Annotated in this window: 21 protein-coding genes, 1 tRNA gene and 1 pseudogene; 9 read left to right on the top strand and 14 right to left on the bottom strand. The window is 72.0% G+C overall.

All coding sequences use genetic code 11. The features are described 5' to 3' along the window. Window positions 1–64: 64 nt before the first annotated feature. From ACIQ1J_RS11710 to ACIQ1J_RS11700, 3 genes are all read left to right on the top strand, one after another. Complete coding sequence (locus ACIQ1J_RS11710) at window positions 65–1,747, top strand: IclR family transcriptional regulator C-terminal domain-containing protein (RefSeq protein WP_403556294.1); 1,683 nt, start codon at window positions 65–67, stop codon at window positions 1,745–1,747. A gap of 74 nt (window positions 1,748–1,821) precedes the next feature. Continuing rightward, window positions 1,822–1,894 (top strand) — tRNA-Arg (locus ACIQ1J_RS11705). A 112-nt stretch (window positions 1,895–2,006) separates the two neighbouring features. Further along, a complete protein-coding gene (locus tag ACIQ1J_RS11700) occupies window positions 2,007–2,354 on the top strand; it encodes a hypothetical protein (protein ID WP_403556292.1) in 348 nt (115 codons plus the stop codon). A 50-nt stretch (window positions 2,355–2,404) separates the two neighbouring features. On the opposite strand, the gene ACIQ1J_RS11695 is transcribed toward ACIQ1J_RS11700, so the two are convergent. The 3 genes from ACIQ1J_RS11695 to ACIQ1J_RS11685 form a co-directional block, all read right to left on the bottom strand. Beyond that, a complete protein-coding gene (locus ACIQ1J_RS11695; RefSeq protein WP_403556290.1) occupies window positions 2,405–3,727 on the bottom strand; it encodes an MFS transporter in 1,323 nt (440 codons plus the stop codon). A gap of 109 nt (window positions 3,728–3,836) precedes the next feature. Continuing rightward, window positions 3,837–4,937, bottom strand: coding sequence for an LLM class flavin-dependent oxidoreductase (locus ACIQ1J_RS11690; RefSeq protein WP_403556288.1), 1,101 nt, complete (start codon window positions 4,935–4,937; stop codon window positions 3,837–3,839). Window positions 4,938–5,040: 103 nt separating this feature from the next. Next, complete coding sequence (locus ACIQ1J_RS11685; RefSeq protein WP_403556286.1) at window positions 5,041–5,808, bottom strand: MBL fold metallo-hydrolase; 768 nt, start codon at window positions 5,806–5,808, stop codon at window positions 5,041–5,043. A gap of 86 nt (window positions 5,809–5,894) precedes the next feature. Between ACIQ1J_RS11685 and ACIQ1J_RS11680 the strand changes: the two genes are divergently transcribed. Continuing rightward, complete coding sequence (locus ACIQ1J_RS11680) at window positions 5,895–6,512, top strand: CGNR zinc finger domain-containing protein (RefSeq protein WP_403556284.1); 618 nt, start codon at window positions 5,895–5,897, stop codon at window positions 6,510–6,512. A 143-nt stretch (window positions 6,513–6,655) separates the two neighbouring features. Beyond that, a complete protein-coding gene (locus ACIQ1J_RS11675) occupies window positions 6,656–7,261 on the top strand; it encodes an MBL fold metallo-hydrolase (protein ID WP_403556282.1) in 606 nt (201 codons plus the stop codon). A 42-nt stretch (window positions 7,262–7,303) separates the two neighbouring features. Here ACIQ1J_RS11675 and ACIQ1J_RS11670 read toward each other — a convergent pair. Further along, window positions 7,304–7,681 (bottom strand): annotated as a pseudogene (locus ACIQ1J_RS11670) (tyrosine-type recombinase/integrase); the annotation flags it as partial. A 288-nt stretch (window positions 7,682–7,969) separates the two neighbouring features. Between ACIQ1J_RS11670 and ACIQ1J_RS11665 the strand changes: the two are divergent. Next, window positions 7,970–8,536 (top strand): Uma2 family endonuclease, encoded by a 567-nt coding sequence (locus ACIQ1J_RS11665; RefSeq protein WP_403556280.1) that lies wholly within the window; start codon window positions 7,970–7,972, stop codon window positions 8,534–8,536. A gap of 158 nt (window positions 8,537–8,694) precedes the next feature. Here ACIQ1J_RS11665 and ACIQ1J_RS11660 read toward each other — a convergent pair whose 3' ends face one another. The 3 genes from ACIQ1J_RS11660 to bagM form a co-directional block, all read right to left on the bottom strand. Further along, the gene (locus ACIQ1J_RS11660; protein WP_403556278.1) at window positions 8,695–9,780 is read right to left on the bottom strand and encodes a prephenate dehydrogenase; all 1,086 of its coding nucleotides are present in this window, start codon (window positions 9,778–9,780) and stop codon (window positions 8,695–8,697) included. A 179-nt stretch (window positions 9,781–9,959) separates the two neighbouring features. Continuing rightward, entirely contained in the window at window positions 9,960–11,867 is a 1,908-nt protein-coding gene (gene bagN / locus ACIQ1J_RS11655; protein WP_403556276.1) for a bagremycin/ferroverdin biosynthesis UbiD family decarboxylase BagN/FevL, read from the bottom strand. Window positions 11,868–11,875: 8 nt separating this feature from the next. Continuing rightward, window positions 11,876–12,526: a bagremycin/ferroverdin biosynthesis UbiX family decarboxylase BagM/FevK gene (bagM, locus tag ACIQ1J_RS11650; protein ID WP_403556646.1), complete on the bottom strand. Its 651-nt coding sequence runs from the start codon at window positions 12,524–12,526 to the stop codon at window positions 11,876–11,878. Window positions 12,527–12,587: 61 nt separating this feature from the next. Here bagM and bagL point away from each other — a divergent pair, with 61 nt between their 5' ends. From bagL to bagJ, 3 genes are all read left to right on the top strand, one after another. Then, window positions 12,588–13,043 carry a MarR family transcriptional regulator BagL/FevM gene (gene bagL / locus ACIQ1J_RS11645; protein ID WP_403556274.1) on the top strand — a complete coding sequence of 152 codons (456 nt, stop codon included), beginning with the start codon at window positions 12,588–12,590 and terminating at the stop codon, window positions 13,041–13,043. Window positions 13,044–13,192: 149 nt separating this feature from the next. Then, window positions 13,193–14,569: a bagremycin/ferroverdin biosynthesis FAD-dependent oxygenase BagK/FevA1 gene (gene bagK / locus ACIQ1J_RS11640; RefSeq protein ID WP_403556272.1), complete on the top strand. Its 1,377-nt coding sequence runs from the start codon at window positions 13,193–13,195 to the stop codon at window positions 14,567–14,569. Window positions 14,570–14,635: 66 nt separating this feature from the next. Beyond that, window positions 14,636–15,994: a bagremycin/ferroverdin transporter BagJ/FevB gene (bagJ, locus tag ACIQ1J_RS11635; protein ID WP_210963804.1), complete on the top strand. Its 1,359-nt coding sequence runs from the start codon at window positions 14,636–14,638 to the stop codon at window positions 15,992–15,994. 154 nt (window positions 15,995–16,148) lie between these two features. Here the strand turns inward: bagJ and bagI are convergent, their stop codons facing one another. The 7 genes from bagI to bagA form a co-directional block, all read right to left on the bottom strand. After that, the gene (gene bagI, locus ACIQ1J_RS11630; RefSeq protein ID WP_403556270.1) at window positions 16,149–17,108 is read right to left on the bottom strand and encodes an AfsR/SARP family transcriptional regulator BagI/FevR; all 960 of its coding nucleotides are present in this window, start codon (window positions 17,106–17,108) and stop codon (window positions 16,149–16,151) included. A gap of 208 nt (window positions 17,109–17,316) precedes the next feature. Then, on the bottom strand, window positions 17,317–18,240 hold the full coding sequence (gene bagH / locus ACIQ1J_RS11625; protein ID WP_403556268.1) for a bagremycin/ferroverdin biosynthesis o-aminophenol oxidase BagH/FevF: 924 nt from the start codon (window positions 18,238–18,240) through the stop codon (window positions 17,317–17,319). A gap of 34 nt (window positions 18,241–18,274) precedes the next feature. Next, window positions 18,275–18,649 carry a bagremycin/ferroverdin biosynthesis copper chaperon BagZ/FevE gene (gene bagZ / locus ACIQ1J_RS11620; RefSeq protein WP_403556266.1) on the bottom strand — a complete coding sequence of 125 codons (375 nt, stop codon included), beginning with the start codon at window positions 18,647–18,649 and terminating at the stop codon, window positions 18,275–18,277. Between the two features lie 133 nt (window positions 18,650–18,782). Beyond that, the gene (gene bagG, locus ACIQ1J_RS11615; protein WP_403556264.1) at window positions 18,783–20,159 is read right to left on the bottom strand and encodes a bagremycin/ferroverdin biosynthesis FAD-dependent oxygenase BagG/FevA2; all 1,377 of its coding nucleotides are present in this window, start codon (window positions 20,157–20,159) and stop codon (window positions 18,783–18,785) included. Window positions 20,160–20,290: 131 nt separating this feature from the next. Continuing rightward, complete coding sequence (gene bagF, locus ACIQ1J_RS11610) at window positions 20,291–21,325, bottom strand: phospho-2-dehydro-3-deoxyheptonate aldolase BagF/FevY (protein ID WP_403556262.1); 1,035 nt, start codon at window positions 21,323–21,325, stop codon at window positions 20,291–20,293. A 3-nt stretch (window positions 21,326–21,328) separates the two neighbouring features. Next, complete coding sequence (gene bagE, locus ACIQ1J_RS11605) at window positions 21,329–22,657, bottom strand: bagremycin/ferroverdin synthetase BagE/FevW (protein ID WP_403556260.1); 1,329 nt, start codon at window positions 22,655–22,657, stop codon at window positions 21,329–21,331. After that, complete coding sequence (gene bagA, locus ACIQ1J_RS11600; RefSeq protein WP_403556258.1) at window positions 22,654–24,243, bottom strand: bagremycin/ferroverdin biosynthesis tyrosine ammonia-lyase BagA/FevW; 1,590 nt, start codon at window positions 24,241–24,243, stop codon at window positions 22,654–22,656. The genes bagE and bagA overlap by 4 nt, the downstream gene beginning before the upstream one ends. Between the last annotated feature and the right edge of the window lie 74 nt (window positions 24,244–24,317).

Raw genomic sequence — 24,317 nt, 5'->3', positions numbered from 1 at the left:
CGGCGGCGGCATTACGGTAGCCGTTGCCCTGCCGCGACCGCCGCACCGCCGTACCGGAGAGCCGATGCCCGCCCACACCACGAACGACGCCGCCCGCAGGGAGGCCGCCGCCGCACCCGGCACCGGGAACGCCGAAACACGGCCCGAGCACGCACCCCCTCCACCCCCTCCATCCGCTGCCTCCGCTCCCTCCACCCCGCCGGCCGAGGCGGTCGCACCGCTGCTGCGCGGTATCGCCGTACTGCGGCGGCTGACCGAAGCGGACGAAGGCGGCACCCTCAGCCTCAGCGGCCTGGAGAAGGCCACCGGCCTGGCCCGCTCCACCGTCGACCGCGTCACGGCGACCCTCGCCCGTATGGGATACGTCCGCCTGGACGGCCGCGACGTCACCCTCGCCCCCCGCCTGACGGAACTCGGCAACGCCTACCTGGCCGCCCTCCGCCTCCCCGCTCTGCTCTCCTCCCGTGCCGACGCCCTGGCCGGCGAACTGGACGAGTCGGTCTCCCTCGCGGTCGGTGACCGGGACGGCATCCGCTTCATCCACCAGGCCACCCGCCGCCGCGCGATGTCCCTGAGCTTCCGCATCGGCGACCTGCTCCCCGCCGAACGCACCGCGCCGGGCCCGCTGTTCGCCACGGAGTGGACGGAGTCCGACTGGCGCCACTGGCACGAGCGCCGGGCCGCGGACCCGGAGGACCGCACCTTCCCCGCCGTACCCCCACGCCAACACACCCCCCAGAGCGACGACTTCGAGCAGCGCACCGCCGCCGCGGCGGCCACCGACTGCGCCCTGGACGACCAGCTGATCGAACCCGGCCTGGTCGCGATCTCGGCCCCGGTACGGGACACCGGCACCGGCCGGGTGGCGTGCGTGGCGAGCGTGGTGAGCCACACCAGCCGCCACACGGCCGAGGACCTGCGCACCACCCTGCTCCCCCACCTGCGCGCGGCGGTCACCGCGATGGAGAACGACCTCCGCACCGCCCCACCGCCCGAACCGGGCACCCCCCGCTCCGGCCTGGCCACCTGGACGACCGCGTCGAAACACGAACTGGGCCGGGAGTTCGTCGAATCCCTGGCCCGCGGCCTGACGGTACTGACGGCGTTCGGCGAAGGCCGCAGCGCGCTGACCCTCACGGAGGTCGCGAGGGCGACGGGCCTGGCCCGCGCGACAGCCCGCCGGGCCCTGATCACCCACGAACACGCGGGCCTGGTACGGCAGACCCCGGACCACCGCTTCACCCTCACCCCCCGAGTCCTCTCCCTCGGCTTCCCGCCCCTCTCCCGCACCTCCCTGCCCCAGATCGCCCAGCCCCACCTGACCGCCCTCGCCGACCGCGTCCACGAGTCGGCCTCACTGGCCGTCCTGGCGGACTCGGGCGAGGAGATCCAGTACACGGCCCGCGCATCGACGAGCCGCGTCATGAGCGCCCACATCACACTCGGCACCCGCCTCCCGGCCCGGTCGACGGCGATGGGCCACGTCCTCCTCTCCCTCCCGGAGGCCCGCTCTCTCGGCTACGCCCTGGTCGACGAGGAACTGGAGGCCGGCCTGCGCTCCCTCGCCGTCCCGGTACGCGACCGCGAGGGCCGCACGGTGGCCGCCGTGAACGTCGCCATGCACGCCGCCCGCCGCACGGCAGCGGACTGCATGACGGACATCCTGCCGCCCCTGAAGGAAACGGCCACGCACATAGAGGCCGACCTACGTGAGGCGGGCCGCTTCCGCCGAGTCCCCCTCACCTGACCAGCCCGCCACCCTCCGACCCACCCGCTACACTGTCGGCGGTGGCACATCCGCACCTCACCGTGCCGCCACCGGCCTTCGTAGCTCAGGGGATAGAGCACCGCTCTCCTAAAGCGGGTGTCGCAGGTTCGAATCCTGCCGGGGGCACAGAGAAACACCTGGCCAGAGGCCCTTCCGTCCGTCGGACGGGAGGGCCTTCGCACTCGCAGCACACATATGGCACACACGGGCTGCGGGCAGAGGTGGGGAGCTGTGCGACATGCCCGCGAAGGACGAGCTGGCCCGGCGCCGGCACGAGAAGCTGGTCGACCGGCTTGAGACGTTGATGCGGGCCGGCCTGAAGCCGCAGTACGAGGGCTACTACGGTCAGCTGATCCTGAGCCGCGACGATCTCACGGAGATGGGCGAGCTCAAAGATGTTTGGCGAGCCGCTCGGGAGGCCGGAGGACGTCTCGGCTGGAAGGTGACCACCCAGCTCGTCGACGGCAGGCTCTTCGTGCTGGACCAACGGGAGGTTCCGGAGGAGATCGAGCGGCTGGTCGGCCATGCGGCCGCCGACGCCATCGACCGGGCCCGGGACGAAGCTCGCCGACCACGGCTGACCTGAACCGCAGGCGAGGCGGAGGGCGCCGCCGACCGCTCTGCTGCGCTGGTCTGTCAGCGTTCCGAGGACGGTGTGCGGGGCGGGGTCTTCTGGGCGGTGACGATGACTGCGGGGAGGAGGGCGAGGGCGAAGGCGGCGCCGGTGAGGGCGAGGAAGGGGTAGCTGGCTGCGGCGACGACGATCCCGGAGGTCATGCCGCCGGTGGCGCCGGCAATGGCGATGGCGACGTCGACCATGCCTTGGGTCTTGGCTCGCGTGGCCAGGGGGACGGCGTTCGTGATGATGGTGGTGCCGCTGACGAGGCCGAAGTTCCATCCGATGCCGAGCAGGATGAGAGCGACGGTGAGCAGGAGGACGGAGTCGGCCGGCGCGGCGGCGGCGAGGATGCCGGCAGCCAGCAGGGTCAGTCCGGAGGCGGCGGCCGTCACGGTGGGGCCGTGGCGGTCGGTGAGTGCTCCGGTCAGGGGTGAGGGCAGGTACATCGCGCCGACGTGTAGGGCTATGACGAGGCCGGAGACGGCGGTGCCGTGGCCGTGGTCGTGCATGTGCACGGGGGTCATCGTCATGATCGCGACCATGACGAGCTGGCTGAGGATCATCACCAGTACCCCCAGCGGCAGGCCGGGGCGGCGGTGTGTGGCGGGTTGCTGGACGTGGGGCGCCGATCCTGTGCCGGTGCGCTCCGGTGCCTCCGGCTCGGAGGGGAGGGTGCGGGCGAGCAGGAGGGGGTCGGGACGCAGCCAGATCAGGAGGGTCAGTGCAGCCAGGGCGAACGCCGCGCTGGAAATGAGAAACAGGCCGCTCAGCGGGGGCAGTGCGAGGGCGGTGGCGAGGTGCCCGGCGGGGGCGGTCAGGTTCGGGCCGACGACGCCGCCCAGCGTGGTGGCGACCAGGACGGTAGACAGGGCGCGGGCGCGGTGACGCGGGGCGGCGAGGTCGGCTCCGGCGTAGCGGGCCTGGAGATTGGCGGCGGTTCCGGCGCCGTAGAGGAAGAGGGAGATGAACAGCAGGGCGGGGTTGTCGAGGGCGGCGGCGACGACGACTCCGGCACCGCCGAGAGCGCCTGCGAGGTAGCCGGCGGCCAGGCCGGGGCGGCGCCCGCGGGTCTGCGAGACGCGGCCGATCGTGACGGCGGCGAGGGCGGAGCCTGCGGTGAGCAGGGCGCTGGGCAGCCCCGCCAGAGTGGTGGAGTGGAGCATGTCCTGCGCCAGCAGGGCGGCAACGGTGACGCCGGCCGCGAGTCCTACACCGCTGAGGATCTGGGACGCCAGCAGGATGACCAGGATGCGCTTCTGCGTCTCGGGGAGCGAAGGGCCGGGAGTGGCCGGTGGGGCGTCTGCCGGCCCGCTGGGTGGCGTAGTCGCGGTGTGGGGCATGGTGTCTCCGTTACGAGCCCAATGGTTGTGGGCGGGCGTGGTGTTGGGGTGCCTTACGTGGTCCTGTCCGGCTGCGAGTCAGGTGGCCCGTGCGAGCTGCCTGGGGCCGTCAGCGAGCGGACACGGGGACCGGTGTGCTCGGCAGGGTGTAGGCGTCGGCGATCAGTTCGGTCGAGCGCAGGAGCGCCTGAGGGGTGTGGCCCACACTGGCGATCATGATCTCGTCGGGCCGGGCGGCCTCGTGCAGGCGGTCGAGGTGCGCGGTGACCCGGTCGGGCGTGCCGTGCAGGACGGTGTTGGTCCAGCGGTCGAGAACCAGCTGCTCCGAGGCGGTGTAGGGGTAGGAAGCCGCCTCGTCGGCCGTGGGCACGAGGTAGGACTTGCCGTGGAGCATGCGCATCATGCTGTGGGCGTAGCTGCGTGTCTGACGCAGGGCCTCGTGCTCGTCGTCGGCGGCCATGACGGCGAAGCTGGCCAGTGCGTACGGCTCGGTGAGGACGGCCGAGGGGGTGAACCGGTCGCGATAGAGCTGGAGCGCACCGGCGACGTGATCGGGAGAGAAGTGCGCGGCGAAGGCGAAGGGCAGGCCCAGGCGGGCGGCGAGCTGGGCGGAGTATCCGGAGGATCCGAGCAGCCAGACCGAGGGGCGGCCGGTCGTCTGCGGAAGACCGTTCTCCTTGTCCTGTCCCGGTCCGGGCACGGCGTAGACGCGCTCGCGGTAGGGGTGCTCTTCGGGGAAGTCGTCGTCGAGGAAGCGCAGCAGCTCGACGACCTGTTGCAGGAAATCGTCGTCGTCGGAGCGGCCTCGTCGCAGGGCGGCGGCGGTGGCCTGGTTGGTGCCCGGGGCGCGGCCCAGACCGAGGTCGATCCGGTCTGGAGCGAGGGCCTGGAGCAGGCCGTACTGCTCGGCGACGATCAGTGGGGGGTGGTTGGGCAGCATCACTCCGCCCGCCCCGAGCCGCAGCCGTGTGGTGTGGGCGGTCAGCCGGGCCAGCAGGACGGCGGGGCTGGAGGAGGAGACGCCGGGCATGGAGTGGTGTTCGGTCACCCAGTAGCGGGTGAAACCGCGCCTCTCGGCGAGTTCGGCCAGTGCGATGCTGCCGGACAGGGCGTCGGCGGCGCTGACGCCGCGGCCGGCCAAGGCGGTGTCGAGGACGGACAGCGGCGCGGGAGCGGAGCCGCGCGCCGTGTCCCTGATCGGGTCGTTCACGGGGATTCCTTCTGCGGTGCGCCGGCCTGGCGCGAGTGGCCGGGCCGGGGAAAGGACCGCCGCGGTGCACGCGTGGCGCGCCGCGGGGCCAGGGCGTTCGGTGTCAGGCCAGTTCGACGCGGTCGATCAGTCCGGCGGTGGTGAAAGCGTCCACGAGCTGCTCGCGGCCCTCGGTGAAGTGGGCCCAGCTGTCGAAGTGGACCGGCACGATCCGGCGGGCGCCCAGGATGCGGGCGGCCTCGGCGGCCTGAGCGCTGTCGAGCGTGAGCAGCGCGCGGTCCAGGACGGGAGTGCGGACCGCGCCGGCGAACAGTACGGCGGTGTCCACCGGGCCCGACCGGTCGGCGATCTCGCGGACCAGGGAGAGCTGGGCGTTGTCGCCGCTGACGTAGATGGTGGGCAGGCCGTCACCGCTCAGGACGAAACCGACGACCTCGCCGACAACGGGTTCGAGGTCCTCACGCGTGCCGGGCCCGTGCAGGGCCGGGACGCCGGTGACGGTGATCGTGCCGCCATCGGGGCGGTCGAGCTCGATGGACTCCCAGTCCTTCAGGGGGCGTGCGGTGCCGCCCAGCCGGCCCGCGCCACTGGGCGTGGTCAGGGTCAGGGGGACATCGGTGAGCAGGGCCCGGCCCGAGGCGTCGAGGTTGTCGTCGTGCTCGTCGTGCGACAGCAGCACCACATCGATACGGCCCAGATCAGCGGGCGTGGCGGAGGCGGGCGCGGTCTTGGCCAGGCCGGAGGGGTAGGTGCCGGGGGCGTCGAAGGTCGGGTCGGTCAGGAAGCGCAGCCCGCCGTACTCGATGAGGGCGGTCGGACCGCCGAAGACACGGATGGGGATCTGCTCGCTGGACGCGCCGGTTGCTGCCATGACGAAATCACCTCACGGATAGATTGGCTTACATCCGTGACCATAGGCGTTTGTCACGGATAGAAGCAAGCTGTAGCGTGAGATGCGTGAGTGAGACCGATACCGCCACCACCGTCGAAGCAGTCGGCCCGGGGCTGCCCCCGGCACCGGGCGCTGAGCAATACCCCGCCCTCGACCTGGCCAACAGCGCCATCGCCCTGCCGGGCGGCCAGTTCCTCGATGCGTTGGGCACGCCCTCCGGCGCCAACCAGTGGCTGGTGGACCACAACCTGGCCCCCGCGGACGCCGGCATGCAGGAGATCTGCGCGGCACGTCTGCGCTCCCTGCGCGAACAGGTACGCGCCCTGCTCGCCGCCCAGGTCGGCGGGCATCCGGCTCCCGCCACCGCGCTGGCGGCCGTCAACGACGCCCTCACGCGGGTGCCCACCGCCTCCCCGCTCGGCTGGGACTCGGTCCGCGGCATGCACCGCACCGCCCCGCACCCCATCGACCAGATCGTCGACCAAGCCCTCGGCATCCTCGCCGCCGACGCCGCCGACCTGCTCACCGGACCCGACGCCGAACGCCTGACGGCCTGCCCCTCCAACCCCTGCAACCGCTACCTGCTCCGCGCGGGACGCCGCCACTGGTGCTCGGTCCGCTGCGGCGACCGTGCCCGCGCCGCCCGCGCCTACGCCCGCCGCACGCAGACCACCGCCGACTGAGTCCGGCCACCTCCGCCCCGCCGCCGGTTCACCGGACCCGCGCCGGGGCGCGGTTTCGCACGCCCTCAAGCCCCCGGCATGGACGGCCCAACTGGCCCTCCATCCGGTCGTTCCCCACGATCGACGAAGGACCATCACCTCTCATGACGGCCACATTCACCCTGCTGACCACCGGCTACGACAGCCTCGACGCCCGCAACGCGGACCGCGACGGCCGCGAGAAGCCGTGGCACGTCGCCTCGACCGTCTGCCTCCTGCACGACGGCGACACGATCGTCGTCGTCGACCCCGGCATGGTCGAGGACCGCAAACTCATCCTCGACCCGCTCGCCGCCGCCGGGATAAGCCCCGAGCAGGTGACCGACGTGGTCTTCAGCCACCACCACCCCGACCACACCCTCAACGCCGCCCTGTTCCCCAACGCGCGCGCCCACGACGTCTGGGCCGCCTACCACAACCACCTCTGGTACGACCGCCCCGCCGACGGGTACCAGCTCTCCCCCTCGATCCGCCTGATGGAAACGCCCGGCCACACCCCCCAGGACATCTCCACCGTGGCGGAAACCGCCGAAGGGACCGTCGTCCTTACCCACGCCTGGTGGAGCGTCCACGGCCCCGCCGAAGATCCCACCTCCGACGACCACGAGGGCCTGCGCGCCACCCGCCGCAAGATCCTCGCCCTCAAGCCCGCCCTGATCGTCCCCGGCCACGGAGACCCCTTCGTCCCCGACGAGAGCACCCCCGTCTGAACCACGGAAGCCGGCCCCGGACCGGCCGGCTTCAATCCGCCACAGCGCGGGCATCGGCACTACGCGGCTGCGACGGCTCTTGGGGTCGTCGTCGTACAGCTCGCCCCTGCGCCGCTGAGCCTGGTGTCTGACGTGGAGTACCCGGTTGTCCAGGTCCACATCGGACCAGCGCAGGCCCACAAGCTCACCCCGTCGCAGACCCATGACGATGGCCAGGACGAATGCGGCGTACAGCGGGTTCTTTCGCGCAGCCTCCAGAAAGGACAGCGTCTCTTCCAAGGACCAAGGCCGAATCTCCCGTTGCTCGACTCGCGGTGGCTCCACCAGCGAGGCAACCCTCCGCGTGATCAATTCCTTCCGCACGGCCGCCGTGAGCGCGGTGCGGAGCACACGGTGCGCCTCCTTCGCGGTGGCGGCCGTATGAGCGGCGAAACCATGCTGCTCTGCGGCCGAGGTTTCGCGACGGTCACGTCGCCGGGTGGTTCAGCGCTCACCGGTGTGGCCCGTCAGGCCAGGGGTACCGCCGGCCGTGTTCCGATCCTCTGGCGACGAGTCCACCGCGCCGGTTTCCCACTTGTCGTGGGCTTGCTGGTCGGATGCCGGCCGATGGGAGGGAGCGTGAGCGGGATCAGCGTGCCGGAAGGACGGCAGACAGTACGCTGAATCCAGCGGGATCGGGCCCGCAGCACAGCGTCCGGGAGGTACTTCATGACGGCCGAGATGGTGGCCCCGGCGTGGATGCATGAGCAGATCACGGCGGAGGAGTACGAGTCCTGGTCCGAGGAGCAGTGCGCCGGCATCGAGGTCGTGGACGGGATGGTCGTCGTGAGTCCGAGCGCGTCCAAGCGGCACAACCGACTGGCGCGGATTCTCGCGAACGCCCTGGATGCCGCCGCGGGCCCGGAGTGGAACGCCGACACGGACTTCGACGTCCGGCTTCAGGACGTCCCGCTCACCAATCGCCGCCCGGACGTCGTCGTGTACCGCGCGGACACGATCGACATCACCCCCACCCGTCCTGAGCACGTGCTGCTGGTCGCGGAGGTGGTGTCGCCGGGCTCGGAGACCACCGACCGGATCGTGAAGGTCGACCAGTACGCCAAGGCAGGCATCGGCTTCTACTGGCGGATCGAGCAGGCCGTGACAGGCGTTCCTCTCGTGTACACCTACGTTCTCGACCCCGCGACGAAGACTTACAGGGACGGAGATGTGTTCACCGGCGTCGTCAAGGCAGCGGCCCCCTTCTCGGTGGAGATCGACCTCGGCCGGATCTGACCACGCGCTGTTCAGCAGTCGGCGACGCGTGAGTGACGCGTGAGTGATGCGTGAGCGGACTGCCCGATACAGGGCGGCTTGAGCCGGATCAAGCGGCTCGCCGCGCGGTTCTGACCCTCGAAGCGGAGCTCCCGTGGTCGCCGCCCGGGCTCGTGGCGTCAGCGGTGGATCGACCAGCCGCGTTCGCCGAGGGCTGTGCTCAGGGCGGGGGCCGCTGCGGGGCTCACCATCAGTTGGACCAGGCCCGCTTGGCGGCCGGTCGCGTGGTCGATGTGTACGTCCTCGATGTTGACGCCCGCGCGGCCGGCGTCCGCGAAGATGCGGGCCAGTTCGCCCGGCTGGTCGCTGATGAGGACGGCCACCGTCTCGTAGGAGGCGGGCGCCTCGCCGTGCTTGCCGGGCACTCTGGCGCGGCCCGCGTTGCCCCGGCGCAGGACGTCCTCGATGCCCGCCGCGCCGCCGCGCCGTTTGGCCTCGTCGGCGGACTGCAGGGCGCGCAGCGACTCGACGGTGTCCTCCAGGTCGGCCGCCACCCCCGCGAGCACCTCCGCGACGGGGCCCGGGTTGGCCGCGAGGATCTCGGTCCACATCCGCGGGTCGGACGCGGCGATCCGGGTGACGTCGCGGATGCCCTGACCGCACAGTCGCACCGCTGTCTCGTCGGCGTCCCGGAGTCGTGCGGCGACCATCGAGGAGACGAGCTGCGGGGTGTGTGAGACGAGGGCGACGGCCCGGTCGTGGGCGGTGGCGTCCATGATCACGGGCACGGCGCGGCAGAGCGCGACCAGTTCCAGGGCGAGGTTCAGCACCTCCGTGTCGGTGTCCGGCATCGGGGTGAGCACCCAGGGGCGGCCCTCGAACAGGTCGGCGCTCGCCGCGAGCGGGCCGGAGCTCTCCTTGCCCGCCATGGGGTGGGTGCCGATGTAAGAGCCGAGAGGGAGGCCCAGGTCCTCCAGCTCGCGCCGGGGGCCGCCCTTGACGCCGGCGACGTCGGCGTAGCCGCGCGCCACCCCCGCGCGCATCGCCCCGGCCAGCACGGCGGCGGTGTGCGCGGGCGGCACGGCGACGAGTGCCAGGTCCACGGGGCCGGGGGGCGGCTCGTCGCTGCCGGCGCCGAGGGCCGCCGCCGTCCGGGCCCGGTCCGGGTCGTTGTCGGCCAGATGCACCGTGACGCCGCGTCCGGCGAGCGTCAGGGCCGCGGATGTGCCGATCAGGCCGGCTCCTATGACCAGGGCGGTCCTCATCGGACGCCGTCCTCGTGCCAGGCGGCCGCCACGTGGCGGAGGAGGGCTGCGAGGGCTGCGAGCCCTTCGTGCTGCTGGTCAGTGTTCACTTGCTCCGTCCAGGTTCGGGAGTGGGCGCCATCACCAGGCCCGCGCCGGTCCCATTCGTCAGGAACGTGCCGGCCGGTCCGGGGGCGGTGTCAGTCGTGCCAGTGTTCGAGGACCCTGCGGCGGATCCGCTCCGGGTAGGCCTGGGCGAAGGAACTGTGCGGGAGCCGGCCTTCTCCGGGGGCGGGCAGCAGCCCGTCGTGGAAGACGATCGGGCCGGACTGGGCGGCGCGCTCCTCATGGGTGTAGCAGTTCAGCAGCGGGTGGACGAAGCCGTACCACGCCTCCGCCCGGCCCAGGGGGTGGATCCGGGTGGCCAGCGCCCACAGCAGGTCGGTGTCGTCGGCGGGGTCGACGTCGTCGTCCAGGACGAAGGTGGCCGCCGTGGCGCGGCCCGAGTGGGACTCGGAGAGCACCTTGCCGATCCGGTGCGTGAGTTCGGCGGAGTCGACGCCGGGCAGCCGCTCCCGCCAGTCCCGCGGGACGGTGACCACCATCCAGTGCGACGCGGCGCGCAGCGGCGACCAGGCAGTGGTGACCGGCAGTCCGGCGGCGCGCAGCTCCGCCAGGACCTCGGCCGCCTGACCGACGCCCGTCACGGTGTGGAACTCGTCCACCGGCCGGCCCTCGGCCACCAGCGGCCAGATCGGGTCGTCGCGGTGGGTGATGGCCTCGACCGTGTACACCGGCTGCATCGACGTCTCGGTGGAGCCGTATCCGGCGAACTCGCCGAACGGCCCCTCCCGCGCGTCGCGGCCGACTGACAGGTGCCCCTCGATGACGATCTCCGCGCCCGCGGGCACTTCCAGGTCCACCGTCTCGCACCGTACGACGTCGACCGGCTCGCCGTGCAGCGCCCCGATGTAGCCGGCCTCGTCGACCCCCGGCGGCAGCGGAACGCCCCCGACGAACGGGACGGCCGGGTCGCCGCCCTGCACCAGTGCGTACGGCATCGGCTCGCCGATCTTCACCCACTCCGACCAGATCATGCCGATGTGCTGCGCCGGGATCACCAGGCCGGTCATGTGCTTGCCGTCGATCAGCATGATCCGGGCGATCGACCAGTTGGTCCAGCGGCCGTCCGGCGTCCTGGCGACGATGATGCCCCAGGTGTTGGCGTAGGGGCCGCCGTCGAACTCGTGGACCCGGGGCACCGGGAAGCGGTCGAGGGTGGCGTCGTCGCCCAGCAGCACGTTCTGCTTGCAGGGCGCGTCCTCTCGCGCGACCGGCCGAGGAGGGACGGGTTTCGCGTCGCGGGTACGGGCCAGGTGGTCGACCAGTTCGGCGGCGGTGGTCCCGGCGGGCAGGCCGACGGACAGCGCGACCCGGGCCAGCGGCTTGCCGGGGGCGGAACTGAGCGCGGCGGGCGCCCCCAGCAGCCGGAAGCCCGGCTCGACGCCCGCCACGTTCTCGAACAGCGGGGCCGGGGCCTGTCGTTCACAGGACAGGCGGCTGATCGCGGCGGCCTCCAGATCGGCGCTCACCGGCCGTGTGACGCGCCGCAGGTCGCCGAGCGCCTCCAGCGCGTCGAGGTAACCGCGCAGCTCACCGAACCGGATCAGCGGGCTGGGGCCGGCCGTGGGAGCGGTCGTCGGGCTGGTCGCCGAGCCGGTCGCGGGAGCGGTCGCCGGCCCGGCCGTGGGGGCGGTCGCCGAGCCGGTCGCGGGAGCGGCCGCCGGCCCGGCCGTGGGGTCGGCCCCCGGCCCGGTCGCAGGCCCGGCCGTGGGGGCGGCCCCCGGCCCGGTCGCAGGCCCGGCCGTGGGGGCGGTCGCCGAGCCGGTCGCGGGAGCGGCCGCCGGCCCGGCCGCAGAATCGGCCGCGGGGCCGGTCACCGAACCGGACGCGGGACTGGTCGTAAGGCTGGCCGTGGAGGCGGTCGCCGGCCCGGTCGCCGGGCTGGTCGTGGAATCGGTCGCCGACCCGGCCGCAGAATCGGCCGCGGGGTCGCTCACCGACCCGGCTGCGGACTCGGTCGCCGCTCCGCTCGTAGGCTCGGTCATAGGCCTGCTCATGAACGCGCGCTCCTCTGCTGCGTACCGTTGTGGCGTATCACGGGGGCGTCGGCCGCCGGGCCCGTCCGGCCGGCCGGCTGCCGCCGTGGGAAGCCCTCCCAGCGGCGGGCGCCGGTGGCCTCGAGACCGAACTGGTCGAGAACCCGCATGACGATGTGGTCGACGATGTCGTCGACCGACTCCGGCCGGTTGTAGAAGGCGGGCATGGGCGGCACGATCGAGACGCCCATGCGGGCGAGTTCCAGCATGTTCGCCAGATGGATCTCGTTGAGCGGCGTCTCCCTCGGCACCAGAACCATCCGGCGCCGCTCCTTGAGCGTCACGTCGGCGGCGCGGCCCATCAGCCCCTCGGCGTACCCGGCCCGAATGCCGGCCAGCGTCTTCATGCTGCACGGGATGATCACCATGCCGTCGGTGGGGAACGAGCCGGAGGAGATCGCCGCACCTTGGTCGTCGGGCGAGTAGGTGACGTCGGCCAGCGCGGCCACCTCGCGGGCGCTCAGCCCGGTCTCCAGTTCCACCGTCGCGCGCGCCCAGCGGCTGAGCACCAGATGTGTCTCCACCTGCGGGTTCCGCTGCAACTCGGTGAGCAGTCGAACGCCCAGCACCGCGCCGGTGGCGCCGGTCATTCCCACGATCAGCCGCATCCTGGCCCCCACCGCAATCTTCCGTGTACGGAATGTCCTTGTACTGAATATACTGGCCGACATGGCGAACACAAGCCCTCGGCCGCGGCCACAACTGGAAGAGGCGCTGCCGCATCAGCTGCGCCGGGCCGGACAGGCGTGGGCGGCGCTGTGGCAGCAGCGCCTGCCCGACCTGACCAGTCCTCAGTTCGCGGTGCTGCTCGCCCTGGACGACCACGGCAGCCTGGACCAGTCCGCGCTGGGGGCCCTGACCGCCGTCGACCGCTCCACGCTCACCGTTCTGCTGGACCGCCTGGAGGCGCGCGGCCTGGTGACCAAGGAGATGGACCCGGCGAACCGCAGGCGCCGCATCGTCGCCCTCACCGACACCGGCCGCCGGCGTCTGGCCGAGGGGGTCGAGGAGGCCGCGCAACTGCACGCACGGGTGGAGGAGCTGCTGGGCGAGGAGCGGACGAGGCAGCTGGTCGAGATGCTCCGCGTCATGGGGGACATGCCGCAGCCCACTCCCCCTCGATAGGCCGCAGCCCCCTCCCCCTCAAAAGGCCGCAGCCCCCTCCCCCTCGAAAGGACGCAGCCCACTTCCCCTCAATAGAGGGATGGGCCCTCCGAGCCGGCGCTGGAAGTGTGATCAGCGAACCGACTGGCTCCGCCTGGGAGGGCTGACGCATGTACAGACCGGCAACCGCGCAACGGCTTGCCGGGCGCCTTTCCGGGCCGGTGCTGGGGCCCGGGGACGAGGGATACGCGGCCGAGGTCGCCGGGTTCAACCGGGTCCTGCGGCACCGGCCCGCGATGGTCCTCGGCGCACGGGACGCCACGGAGGTGCGCAAGGCCGTCGCCTTCGCGGCCGAGACCGGACTGCCGACGGCGGTCCAGGCGACCGGCCACGGTCCCTCGCGTGTCACCGAGGGAACCGGGCTGCTCGTCAACACCCGCCGGATGACCGGCGTGACCGTCGACCCCGCCACCCGGGTCGCCCGGGCCGAGGCCGGCGCGCGCTGGCGGCAGGTCGTCGACGCGGCCGCCGTCCACGGGCTCGCTCCGCTCAACGGCTCCTCACCGCTGGTAGGAGTGGTCGGCCACACCCTGGGCGGCGGACTGGCGCTGCTGTCCCGCGCCTACGGTTTCGCCGCCGACCACGTCACCGCGGTGGACATCGTCACCCCCGACGGACTCCCCCGCACCGCCACCGCGCGGCGGCACCCGGACCTCTTCTGGGCGCTGCGCGGCGGCAAGGGCAACTTCGGCGTGGTGACGGCCCTGGAGTTCGGGCTCGTGCCGGTCACCCGGCTCTACGGCGGCGGTCTCTTCTTCCCCGGCGACAGGACCGCCGAGGTGCTGCACGCCTGGCGGTCGTGGACGGAGTCCGTGCCGGAGGAGACCGCCTCCTCTCTTGCGCTGCTGCGGATGCCCGACCAGAGGCCGATCCCGCCCTTCCCGCGGGGCGGGCTCCTGGTGCACCTCCGCGTCGCCCACCTCGGCCCGGGCGACGAGGGGGAGCGACTGGTCAGGCCCCTGCGCGCCGTCGCCCCGACGCTCGCGGACACGCTGGGAGAGATGCCGTACACCCGCTTCGCGGACATCCACAAAGACCCGGCCTCCCCCATCGCCTACGACGAACGCTCCACCATGCTGCGCGAGCTGGGTCCGGACGCGGTCGACGACCTGCTCCGCCTCGCCGGTCCGGGCAGCGGCTGCACGGACGCCGTGGTCGAGTTACGGCACATGGGCGGCGCGCTCGGCCGGCCGGCCGCGGTGCCGGGCGCGGTCGACCACCGCGACGCCCTGTACTGCCTGACCACGCTCGGACCGCCCGGCGGACGCCCGGAACACGTCGTGGACGGCATGGCGCATCGCGGGACGGGCCGCGCCCATCTCAATTTCCTCGCCGGACCGGGTACCGCCCGGCTGGCCCACCGGGGTCACACGCCCGCCGACTACGCGCGGCTGGGCGAGATCAAGGCGCGGTACGACCCGGAGAACCTCTTCCGGTTCAACCACAACATCCCACCGCGCGTGCGGGCCCTCGAACGCCCCGCGTGACACCCCCCGACCACACCAAGGCGCCGACTCGGCACACCTCACGAATCCTGGAAGGGACGACTCTCGATGACCACCAACAGCGCGGTGCAGGCTCCGCCGCGAACCGCACCCGGTGCGGGCTTGACCGGGCTCAGGCTCGGAGCCCTCTTCGGCCCAGTGATCTTCGGAGTGACCGCTGCGGGCGTGGCGCTGCCCGACGTCGCCATGGAGATGGAGGTCCGCCCGGCGGTCGCCGGCTGGGTGCTGACCGCGCACGCCCTCGCGCTCGGCGTGGGCACCGCGTTCTTCGGGCGGCTCTCCGAGAAGTGGGGCGTGCGCAACACCCTCCTCACCGGCGCCCTGTTCCTCGCCGTGGGCGCGGTGCTGTGCCTGGTCGCACAGGACTTCGGCACCTTGATCGCCGGCCGGTTCGTGCAGGCGGCGGGCTCCGGCGCCATGACCTCCAGCGCCCTCACGCTCGCCTCGGGAGCGGCGGCCGAACACCGGACGAAGATCCTTGCCATCTTCGGCGCGTCCATGGCGCTGTTCTCCTCCACCGCCACCCTCATGGGCGGCATGGTGACGGACTGGCTGGACTGGCGGCTGACCCTGGTGCTGCCGGCGCTCTCGCTGCTGCTGGTGCCCTTCTGCCTGGAGCTCGCGGCCTCCCGCCCCGGCTACGGCAAGGCCGTCGACGTGACCGGCGGCGTCCTGCTGGGCGCCGGCGCGACCTCCCTGCTGCTCCTCATCCAGGCGTCCTCCCTCGACCTCGACACCCCGCTGGTGATCGGGCTGGCGGTCCTCCTCGTGGTGTCGGTGGGCGGCCTGCTGACGCGGATCGGCAAGCGGCCCGACGGGTTCCTCCCGCGTGAACTGGCCACCGACCGGACCTTCCTTACCTCGGCGGCGATCGGCGTGGGCGGTTACGCCGGGCTGTTCGCCGCGATGTACGCGGTGCCGCAGATCCTCACCGTGCAGTACGGCTGGGGTGTGTTCAAGATCGGCGCCTGGCTGCTCCCGGGCGCGGTCGTCGGCGCCGTGGCCGCCCGCGTGGCCAGCAAGCTCACGGTCGGCAAGGGCGGCAGCCTGCTGCTCGCCGGGACCGCCGTCAGCTGCGCGGTGTTCCTCGGCACCGTCGGCCTCGTGGACGGCGGCATCGTCGTGATGCTCATCGGCACCTCCATGGGTATGGCGACGTTCGCCGCCACTCAGGTGCTCACCACCGCCGTGCTCTCCAGCCGTCTCGCGCCCGCACAGCGCGGTGGCGCCATGGGCGTGCTCAACCTGCTGTTCTTCGTCGGCGGCGGCATCGGCTCGGCCGCGGCCGGGACCCTCTCCGAGCACATGGACCTCACCAGCGCGCTCGCCGTCGTCGCGGCGCTCCCGCTGCTGGCCGGGCTGATCGCCCTGACGCTCCCGCCCGCCCGGGCGCAGCAGGAGGCCTGACGCGTACGGGCGGAAGCCCGAAAGCCGAAGCCCTGAAGCAGCGACCCGGGAGCTGAGGCCCAAAGAGGCGGCCCGGACGGTGAAGACGCAGCACGCCCCTCCCCCTGGTCCTGTCCGTCGAGGAGCGGAGGGAGGGGCGTTGCCGTGAGCCGGTTCAGTAGGCCGCGACGCCCAGGTCGACGTCGCTCAGGTCGAGCCAGAGGGACAGGATCCGGCGGAGCCCGTCGCGTTCGGTGCGCAGCAGGTCGTTCTCCAGCCGCAGTTGCTCCAACGGGTCGGCCGTGACGGGGTTCGGCGAGGTCCGGGAGAGCAGCGCTATGCCGGCCGGGCGGCGGCCCCGGTGACCGTCAGAACGAGGGGCGGCGTAGGCCGGCGGGTCCACGGGAGGTGAGCCTGCCGGGGAGAGCCGCCCCACCAGAATCGACTGGTGCAGGACGTGCAGGTCCCGGGCCGGCTCGATGCCGAGGTCCTCGGAGAACCGCGCCCTGACGGCGCGGAAGGTCTTCAGGGCGTCCGCCTGGCGGCCCGAGTGGTAGAGCGCCAGCATCAGTTGGGCACAGGCTCGCTCCCGGAAGGGGTTCTCGGAGACGAAACCGGTCAGATCGCCGATGATCCGCTGGTGGTGCCCCAGTTTCAGCGCCACGTCGAAGTACTCCTCCTGCACGGTCAGCCGGTCCTCGTGCAGCCTGACGACGAGCGCGGTCAGCGCCGGGCTGTCGAGGCCGGCCGCGACCGGTCCGCGCCACAGCGCGAGCGCCGCCTTCAGCAGTTTCTCGGCGCGCTCCAACTGGTCGTCGCGGACCATGGCCCGCCCCTGGGAGACGAGCCGCTCGAAGGTGAACAGGTCCACGGCGTCCTCGCCGTGGACGCTGATCCGGTAGCAGGAGGGGTGGGTCTCGATCACGCTGTCGCGCTCGCCGCCCCTGAGCAGGCGGCGGAGGCCGGAGACGCAGATGCGGATCTGTCCGTGGGCGGACGCGGGCGGCTTGTCGTCCCACATGACGTCGACGAGCCGGTCGAGGCTGACCATCTGATTCGGCTGCAGAAGCAGCGCGGCGAGTAATTTCTGCCTGCGGATACCGCTTATTTCTATTGGCTCCCCGCCGCTCGTCACGAGTAGCGGGCCAAGTATGTGGAACACGTGGTCGGCGCACATATCTATACCCCCGGTAATGATGTGCGAGAAAATGACGCACGGGCGCGTGAAGACCCGTAATCACGCCAATGCAGTTGCCATCGGCATCAGGTGAATGTCGATGGCAACTGTCGTCGGCGGCACGGGACTACGGTCGTGCGAGATGTTCCTGGACCTCTGAAGAACCCTATTCGTAGCGGTAGAACTTCGTGTGATCGAGCAGATCGGCCGGTGTCATCGTGTACCAGGGCGCGAGCTTGGTGTGCAGCGAGGGCACATCCGGGTGCTCTTCCACCGGAAGGTACTGCGGAACGTCCGGGTGCTGCTTCTGCCAGATCGTCCAGGCCTTGTCGAGGAAGGAGTGGTGCATGAAGAAGATGGGGTCGTTCGGCGACCCGATGTACAGCATGTGGCCGCCCACCCAGGTGTGGCCGGCGCCGTGCAGCTTGCCCAGGTTGGCCTCGTGGGGGAACTTCGCGTACCCCTCCAGGTGGTTGCGCAGGGACTGCGTCTCGGTGCCGTACCCCGAGGTGTAGTTGTAGGGCGGCGTGTCGTACGTCGGCAGGGCGAGGGTGTCCGCCAGTTCCTTCGTCGTCGGCAGGACGGGGTTGGTGGTGCCGAAGTCGCGGACCAGGTAGTCCCGGTCGTCCGCGGTGTAGTTGCCGTTGAACGCCGGGTGCTCGTCGCCGACCGGGACGACGCTGACGTTCAGCTTCCAGCCGTTGCAGCGGGCGAACGGGCCGGTCATGACCCTGCCGTCGCCGGGCCGGCCGTTGCCGCCCATGAAGTCGTCGGCCCACAGGGGCGAGTCGGGACTCTGGTCCTTGGTCCAGTCCCAGTACGGGATGGTGACGGTGGGGTCGAACCGCTGCATGGCCCGCTCCAGGACCAGCAGGTACTGGCGGTGCCACGGGAACAGGCCCGGGCCCATGTGACCCCAGCGCTTGCCGACGCCGCCGTCCTTGTCCAGGTAGTCGCCCGAGTTGATCTTTATGTGTATGCGGACCAGCTCGTCGTAGACGCCTGTCTCCTTGACCCGGAGCAGGGCGCGGATGAATCGTCTCTTCTCCGCGCGGGTCATGTCGAGGTGGTTCTTGCGAACGGGAACCATGGGCTTCTTCCTTCTCGGTTCTCTCGCGTCCGGGTCAGGCATGGTGGTGGCCGCCGGAGGGCAGCAGGTTCGCCCCCCGCAGCTCGTCGACGGCCTGGCGGCCGGCGGCCAGCGGGGTGGCCTCGAACCGGTAGTGGCACATCGAGCTGAGGTACGCGCCCTCGCCCAGCTTCATCAGGTGCAGTTCCCGGCCGTCTATCCGCACCTTCCCGGTGCTCTCCGTCACGGTGATCGTGCGGCCCTTGTACTGCTCGGTGTACAGGTCCCCCGGCTCTTCCCCGGCCGCCCCGGGGGCGGCCGCGTCTTCGTTCGAGGCGGCCCAGGTGTTGCCCGCGTGGATGACGGCGGCGGGCGCCGCCGCGACCGCGACGGCGCCCGCCATGCCCTTCATCACGTCACGTCGTTTCACTGCTGTCCTCCTGATTGAACAATCCACCAGACAGTGGTAAGCGTCCCGGCCAGCCTTGCAATGGGATGTATCGGCGGGATATCGCGCCGGTGCTACCGCGCCCGCGGGTGCGCCGCGCCGCTCTTTCGCGAGCTCAGGCCCGCCGGGGACGCGGCGCGATGTTGTGGTTGAACCGGAAGAGATTGTCCGGATCGACCTGGGCCTTGATCGCTGCCAGCCGGGCGAAGGTGGCCGGTTCGTAGCCGCTCTCGGTGAGGTCCGCCGCGTCGGGACTGGCGAGGAAGTTGAGGTAGCGGCGCCCGGTGCCCCACGCCGCCATGCCGTCCACCACGAGCGGGGGCCGGTTGTCGGGCAGCGAGAGGGTCGACAGCGCGAAGGCGGCGTCCCGGTGGTCGACGGCGTTGGGCGTCTTCGGCGGCCGGCCGGCCGCGCCGCCCAGCTGCCGCAGCTCCACGGCCAGGTCGATGCAGTCGGCGCCTGGGCCGGCCAGCTCCAGCAGCGCGCGCACGGCCGCCTCGTCCAGCTCGCGGAGCATCATCGACCGCTCGCTGTAGGGGATCGGCTCGGTGGGGTCGTTGTGGATCTCTCCGCACCTCGTGTACGGCATGTCGGCCAGCGTGTCGACGACCAGCGGACCGGCGGCGCGCAGCGGCCCGGCCAGCTTGTCGCCGTCCTCGGCCGAGCCCAGGTAGGCGATCCGGACGTGCACGGTCAGCCGGCCGCGCAGGAAGGGCGGGATCGACTCGACGTCCGGCAGCCGCAGCAGCGCCAGCGAGGAGGTGACGTCCTCCGGCACGGTCGCGGTCCACTCGCGCCAGGCGTGCAGCACCTCCGCGGCGGCCTCGCCGGCGAAGAACAGCCCGCCGCCGTACAGCCGCTCCACCGGGACGAGGCCGAACTCCAGGGCGGTGACGACGCCGAAGTTGCCCTTGCCGCCGCGCGCGGCCCAGAAGAGGTCGGTGTCCTGGTCGGCGGTGGCCCGGTGCGACCGTCCGTCGGGGGTGACGATCTCCAGGGCGGTGACGTGGTCGGCGGCGTAGCCGTACTTGCGGGCCATCAGCCCGAGGCCGCCGCCGAGCGTGTAGCCGATCACCCCGGTCAGCGGTGACGAGCCGTTGAGCGGGGCCAGGCCGTGCTCGGCGGCCGCCTCGACCACCTCGAACCACTGCGTGCCGCCCTCGACCCGGGCCGTCCGAGCGGCCGGGTCGACGCGCACGCCCCGCATCCCGCGGGTGCTGATCAGCAGCCCGCCGTCCGCCGCGGTGGACGGGCCGTGGCCGGTGGCCTGGACGGCGACCGGCATCTTGCGGGCGGCGGCGAAGGACACGGCCTCGCGCACGTCCTCGGCTCCCGCGACGACCGCCATCAGGTCCGGAGCGTGCTCGGTGATCTGGTTGAACCCGTCCAGCTCCGGGGCGAAGTCGTCGTCCCCCGGCAGCAGGACCCGGCCCCGGAGCCGTTCGGAGAGCTCCGCCGCGGCCGGCTTCTCGATGCTCTTGCCTGTCGTCATCCTCAGTCCTCCCGGACCCGGTTGTGTGGCGGGACGGAAAGGACTCTGCCAACGGCGGGGGCCGTGTCCCATCCCCCGTTTGAGGAGGATGCGGCGACCGGCCGCCGGACCGGGCCCGGCGGCCGCCGCCGTTACGGGAGACAGGCGGCCCCGTCGAGGATCCGGCGCCCTGCGGGCAGCTCGCCGCGCATCGCCGCGCCGAGTTCCTCCAGGTCCTCGTGGACGAGTGCCTGGGGCCCGTCGCACAACGCGGTCGCCGGGTCGGGGTGCACGTCGACGATGACCCCGTCGGCGCCGACGGCCAGCGCCGCCCGGGTCAGCGGAAGCACCAGGTCGCGCCGCCCGCCCGAGTGCGAGGGGTCGACGATGACGGGAAGGTGCGACAGCCGCTGGACGATGGGCACGGCGGAGATGTCCAGGGTGTTGCGGGTGGCCGTCTCGAACGTCCGGATGCCGCGTTCGCACAGCACGATGTCGAGGTTGCCGCGCTGCGCGACGTACTCGGCGGCCATCAGCCACTCCTCGATGGTCCCGGACATCCCCCGCTTGAGCATGACCGGCTTGTCCACGTCGCCGACGGCCCGCAGCAGCGCGAAGTTCTGCGCGTTGCGGGTGCCGATCTGCAGCATGTCGGCGTACGAGGCGACCAGTTCGACGTCGTGGGCGTCGACCACCTCGGTGACGACGGGCAGGCCCGTCTCGGCGCGCACGTCGGCGAGGATCTTCAGCCCGGCCTCGCCCAGGCCCTGGAAGGCGTAGGGAGAGGTCCTGGGCTTGAAGGCACCGCCCCGCAGGACGGTCGCGCCGGCCGCCCGGGCCATCAGCGCCGCCCGCAGCGTCTGCTCCGGCGTCTCCACCGCGCAGGGCCCGGCGATCAGCGTCGGCGCGCCGGGGCCGATCGGCGACCCGCCCACCCGGACCACCGAGCGGTCCGGGTGGCTCTCCCTGCTGATCAGCTTGTACGGCACCGAGATGCGCACCACCTCGGCGACCCCGCGCAGGGCGCCGAGGCTGAGCGTGCCGAACTGCTCGATGTCGCCGACCAGTCCGACGACGGTACGGCTGGTCCCGCGGCTGACGAAGGCCTCGCCGCCCGCCGACTCGACCCGCGCGACGACCGCGGCGACGTCCGACACCGTGGCCTGTGCGGCCATCACGATCACCATGTCTCAACCCCGGACAACGGCCTGCCCCCAGTCCTCGTCGGGCCCGAACAGTTTGCGCGGCTTCATGGCGTCCAGTTGCTCCGCCAGCAGCGCGGTCGGCACCAGCGTGCCCTCGGGTACCGCGCCGGCCACACAGGGCACCCCGAGTTCCGCCTCGACGGACGCGGCGAGCGACGCGGCGGCCTCCGCGCCGTCCGGGCCGGGTGCCTCGAACTCGACCACCAGGCGGTCCCGTTCGGCCCTGGCCCGCCAGAACAGCACGCCGTGGGAGGCGGGCAGCCGGTAGACCATCTCCTCCACCTGGATCTGCCCGAGGCGCCGCCCGGCGACCGTGTAGCCCTGGCCGAGCCGCCCCATGACCCGCACGGTGGGGAGCTGCCACCCGCAGGGGCAGTCCTCGTACCGCAGTTCCACCAGGTCTTCGAGGTTGTAGCGCACCAGCGGCATCGCCTCGCGGTACAGCGGGGTGATGACCAGCTGCCCGGCGCCCTCGGCGGTGATGCGCCCGGTCTGCGGGTCGTAGATCTCCGGCAGCACCCGGTCGGCCCAGAAGTGCATCCGGCCGTACGGGCAGTCGCTGCCCAGCGGGCCGACCTCGGTGCAGCCGTACTCCTCGATGACCGGTGCGCCCCAGATCTCCTCGATCCGGCGGCGGCGCGCGTTGCTCATCGGCTCGCCCGCCACGTACAGCGCCCGCAGCGACTTGAAGGAACCGGCGGGGCAGCCGGCGGCCTTGGCCGCCGCGACCCACAGCAGGCACTCGCTCGGCGTCGACCAGGTCAGCGTCACCTCCAGGTCGCGCAGCACGCGTACCACCCGCGAGTAGGGCACCGCGAGCGAGCGGCAGTCGCCGGGGACGACGGTCGCGCCGCCGCGCATGGCGGCCCAGTGGGCCATGTGCCCGGCGAGCACCAGCCCGTAGGGGATGCGCACCAGCATGGTGTCCCCGGGGCCGAGCGGGACGGTCTTGCGGACGAACCGGTCGGCCAGGTCGGTCCACTCCGCCTCGGTGAAGTAGGCGGGGGTCGGGTTGCCGGTGCTGCCGCTGGACTCGTGGTAGGAGGCCAGGCGCTCCCTGTCCACGGCGAGCATGCCGAAGGGGTAACTGTCGCGCAGGTCCGCCTTCCCGGTGAGGCCCACCGTGGACAGCTCCTGCCCGGCCCGCAGACGCTCGGCGTAGAACGGCGAGTCGAGAGCGTGCCGCAGCGTCGGACCGATCCGTTCCCGCTGGAGCGCCCGCAGTTCGTCGAAGGTCTTCCAGTCGCCGATGCCCGGCAGCGCGCCGGACGCCGGACCGGAGGCGGCCGCTTCGGTGTTCAGGGCGACGGTCACGGATTGCCTCCCGCCCGGGCGGCCTCGGTGATCGCGCCGGAGGCGATCATCTCCACGACCGCCGTGATGTCGCCGTCCATCTGCCGGTCCTTGGCGGCGAAGGGGACCTCCTTGCGGATGCGCGCGTGCACGGCCCTGGTGCGCGGGCTCATCTCGTCGACACCGCGCAGCTCGACTGCCTGGCAGGCGGCGAGGAGATGGATGGCGGCGACCTCACGGGTCAGTTCGATCACGTTGCGCGCGTCGCGCGCCGCGATCGGGGCCATGCTGACCTTGTCCTGGTTGTGGGCCTCCGTGGAGCGGGAGAACGTGGAGGCCGGACCCGCGTGCTTGAGCGCCTCGGCGGTGAGCGCCGAGCACGCGATCTGCATGCCCTTGAAGCCGTGCTGAAGCCCGGCCTCGGTGTCGTCGTCGTCCACCCGGGCGATCAGGTTCGGGGTGAGGCCGTTGTTGAACTTCTCGTCGACCAGGAGCGCGAGCTGCCGGTCGAGCAGGTCGGCGACGCCGGCGACGGCCGTCTTCAGCGAGTCCATCGCGGTGACGACGTGCCCGCCGTAGAAGTTGCCGCCGCTGTACACGGCGCCCGTGGAGGGGTCGAACAGCGGGTTGTCACTGGAGGAGTTGATCTCCACGGTCATCCAGGTGCGGACCCAGTCGAGCATGTCCCGCAGCACGCCGTTGACGTGCGGGGCGCAGCGCAGCGAGTAGCGGTCCTGGATGCTGCGGGCGAGCTTCTGGTAGTGCCGGCCGTCCAGCGGGACGTTCAGGTCGACGACCTGGTCGTACGTCATCGCCAGCGAGGAGCCTTCGAGCATCTCGTGGATGAACGCGGCGCTGGCGCCCTGGCCGCTGTGCGGCTTCTCGTTGTGGATGAACGGCGCGTAGTGGCCCCGGTTGCCGAGCATTCCCTCGCCGGCCAGCGCGGTGCAGATGTCGGCGACGTCGGCGAGTTCGGCCGCCGCCTCGGTGTTCAGGACGGCGAACGCCGAGCTGAAGGAGGTGCCGTTGATCAGCGCCAGCCCGTCCTTGGCCTCCAGCGTCACCGGTTCGAGGCCCAACTCGGCCAGCACCTCCGCGGTCTGGCGGGTCTCGCCGCGGTGGCGCACCCTGCCCTGGCCCGTCAGGGCGTTGGCGAGGTAGCAGAGCGGGACCAGGTCACCGCTGGCGCCGACCGAGCCGCGCTCGGGGACGGCCGGCAGGATGTCGTGCCGGAGGAAGTCCAGCAGCAGGTCCACGACGGGGAGGCTGACGCCGGAGTTGCCGCGGGCCAGGCAGTTGGCGCGGATCAGCACGGTGGCGCGCACGACCTCGTCGGAGGCCAGCGGGCCGGTTCCGTTCAGGTGGTAGCGGATCAGCTCGTTCTGCAGTCGTGCGGTCTTCTCCGGTGATATCTGCCGGTTGACGCTGTCACCGAATCCCGTCGTCACCCCGTAAATGGGCTTGCCGGTCGCGAGGATCTCCAGCTTCAGGTTCCGGGAGGCGTTCATCGCCCGCAACGCGTCCTCGGAGACCGCGAATTCCGAACCTTCGCGGGATGCGGCGGCCACGGTCTGGGCGATGCTCAGGCCGTGCCCGTCAATCTTCATGGTCGTCACTTTGTGGACACCTTTCTCGCCGGTTGCCCACGAGTCTTGACCGCTGATGTTTCCCGTCGATATCG

Origin of the sequence: Streptomyces sp. NPDC097107 (assembly GCF_044762405.1) — a bacterium.
In the GTDB taxonomy this organism is placed as follows: Bacteria; Actinomycetota; Actinomycetes; order Streptomycetales; family Streptomycetaceae; genus Streptomyces; species Streptomyces thinghirensis.
This window is presented reverse-complemented; position numbering and strand designations above follow the sequence as displayed.

Coding starts and splice junctions, on each gene's coding strand:
- bagL (WP_403556274.1), top strand. CDS start 12,588: ATGGCGAACACAAGCCCTCGGCCGCGGCCACAACTGGAAGAGGCGCTG.
- bagM (WP_403556646.1), bottom strand. CDS start 12,526: ATGCGGCTGATCGTGGGAATGACCGGCGCCACCGGCGCGGTGCTGGGC.
- bagN (WP_403556276.1), bottom strand. CDS start 11,867: ATGACCGAGCCTACGAGCGGAGCGGCGACCGAGTCCGCAGCCGGGTCG.
- ACIQ1J_RS11695 (WP_403556290.1), bottom strand. CDS start 3,727: ATGCCCCACACCGCGACTACGCCACCCAGCGGGCCGGCAGACGCCCCA.
- bagA (WP_403556258.1), bottom strand. CDS start 24,243: ATGAAGATTGACGGGCACGGCCTGAGCATCGCCCAGACCGTGGCCGCC.
- ACIQ1J_RS11685 (WP_403556286.1), bottom strand. CDS start 5,808: ATGGCAGCAACCGGCGCGTCCAGCGAGCAGATCCCCATCCGTGTCTTC.
- ACIQ1J_RS11665 (WP_403556280.1), top strand. CDS start 7,970: ATGACGGCCGAGATGGTGGCCCCGGCGTGGATGCATGAGCAGATCACG.
- bagG (WP_403556264.1), bottom strand. CDS start 20,159: ATGACGACAGGCAAGAGCATCGAGAAGCCGGCCGCGGCGGAGCTCTCC.
- bagF (WP_403556262.1), bottom strand. CDS start 21,325: ATGGTGATCGTGATGGCCGCACAGGCCACGGTGTCGGACGTCGCCGCG.
- bagH (WP_403556268.1), bottom strand. CDS start 18,240: ATGGTTCCCGTTCGCAAGAACCACCTCGACATGACCCGCGCGGAGAAG.
- ACIQ1J_RS11660 (WP_403556278.1), bottom strand. CDS start 9,780: ATGAGGACCGCCCTGGTCATAGGAGCCGGCCTGATCGGCACATCCGCG.
- bagJ (WP_210963804.1), top strand. CDS start 14,636: ATGACCACCAACAGCGCGGTGCAGGCTCCGCCGCGAACCGCACCCGGT.
- ACIQ1J_RS11675 (WP_403556282.1), top strand. CDS start 6,656: ATGACGGCCACATTCACCCTGCTGACCACCGGCTACGACAGCCTCGAC.
- ACIQ1J_RS11700 (WP_403556292.1), top strand. CDS start 2,007: ATGCCCGCGAAGGACGAGCTGGCCCGGCGCCGGCACGAGAAGCTGGTC.
- bagK (WP_403556272.1), top strand. CDS start 13,193: ATGTACAGACCGGCAACCGCGCAACGGCTTGCCGGGCGCCTTTCCGGG.
- ACIQ1J_RS11710 (WP_403556294.1), top strand. CDS start 65: ATGCCCGCCCACACCACGAACGACGCCGCCCGCAGGGAGGCCGCCGCC.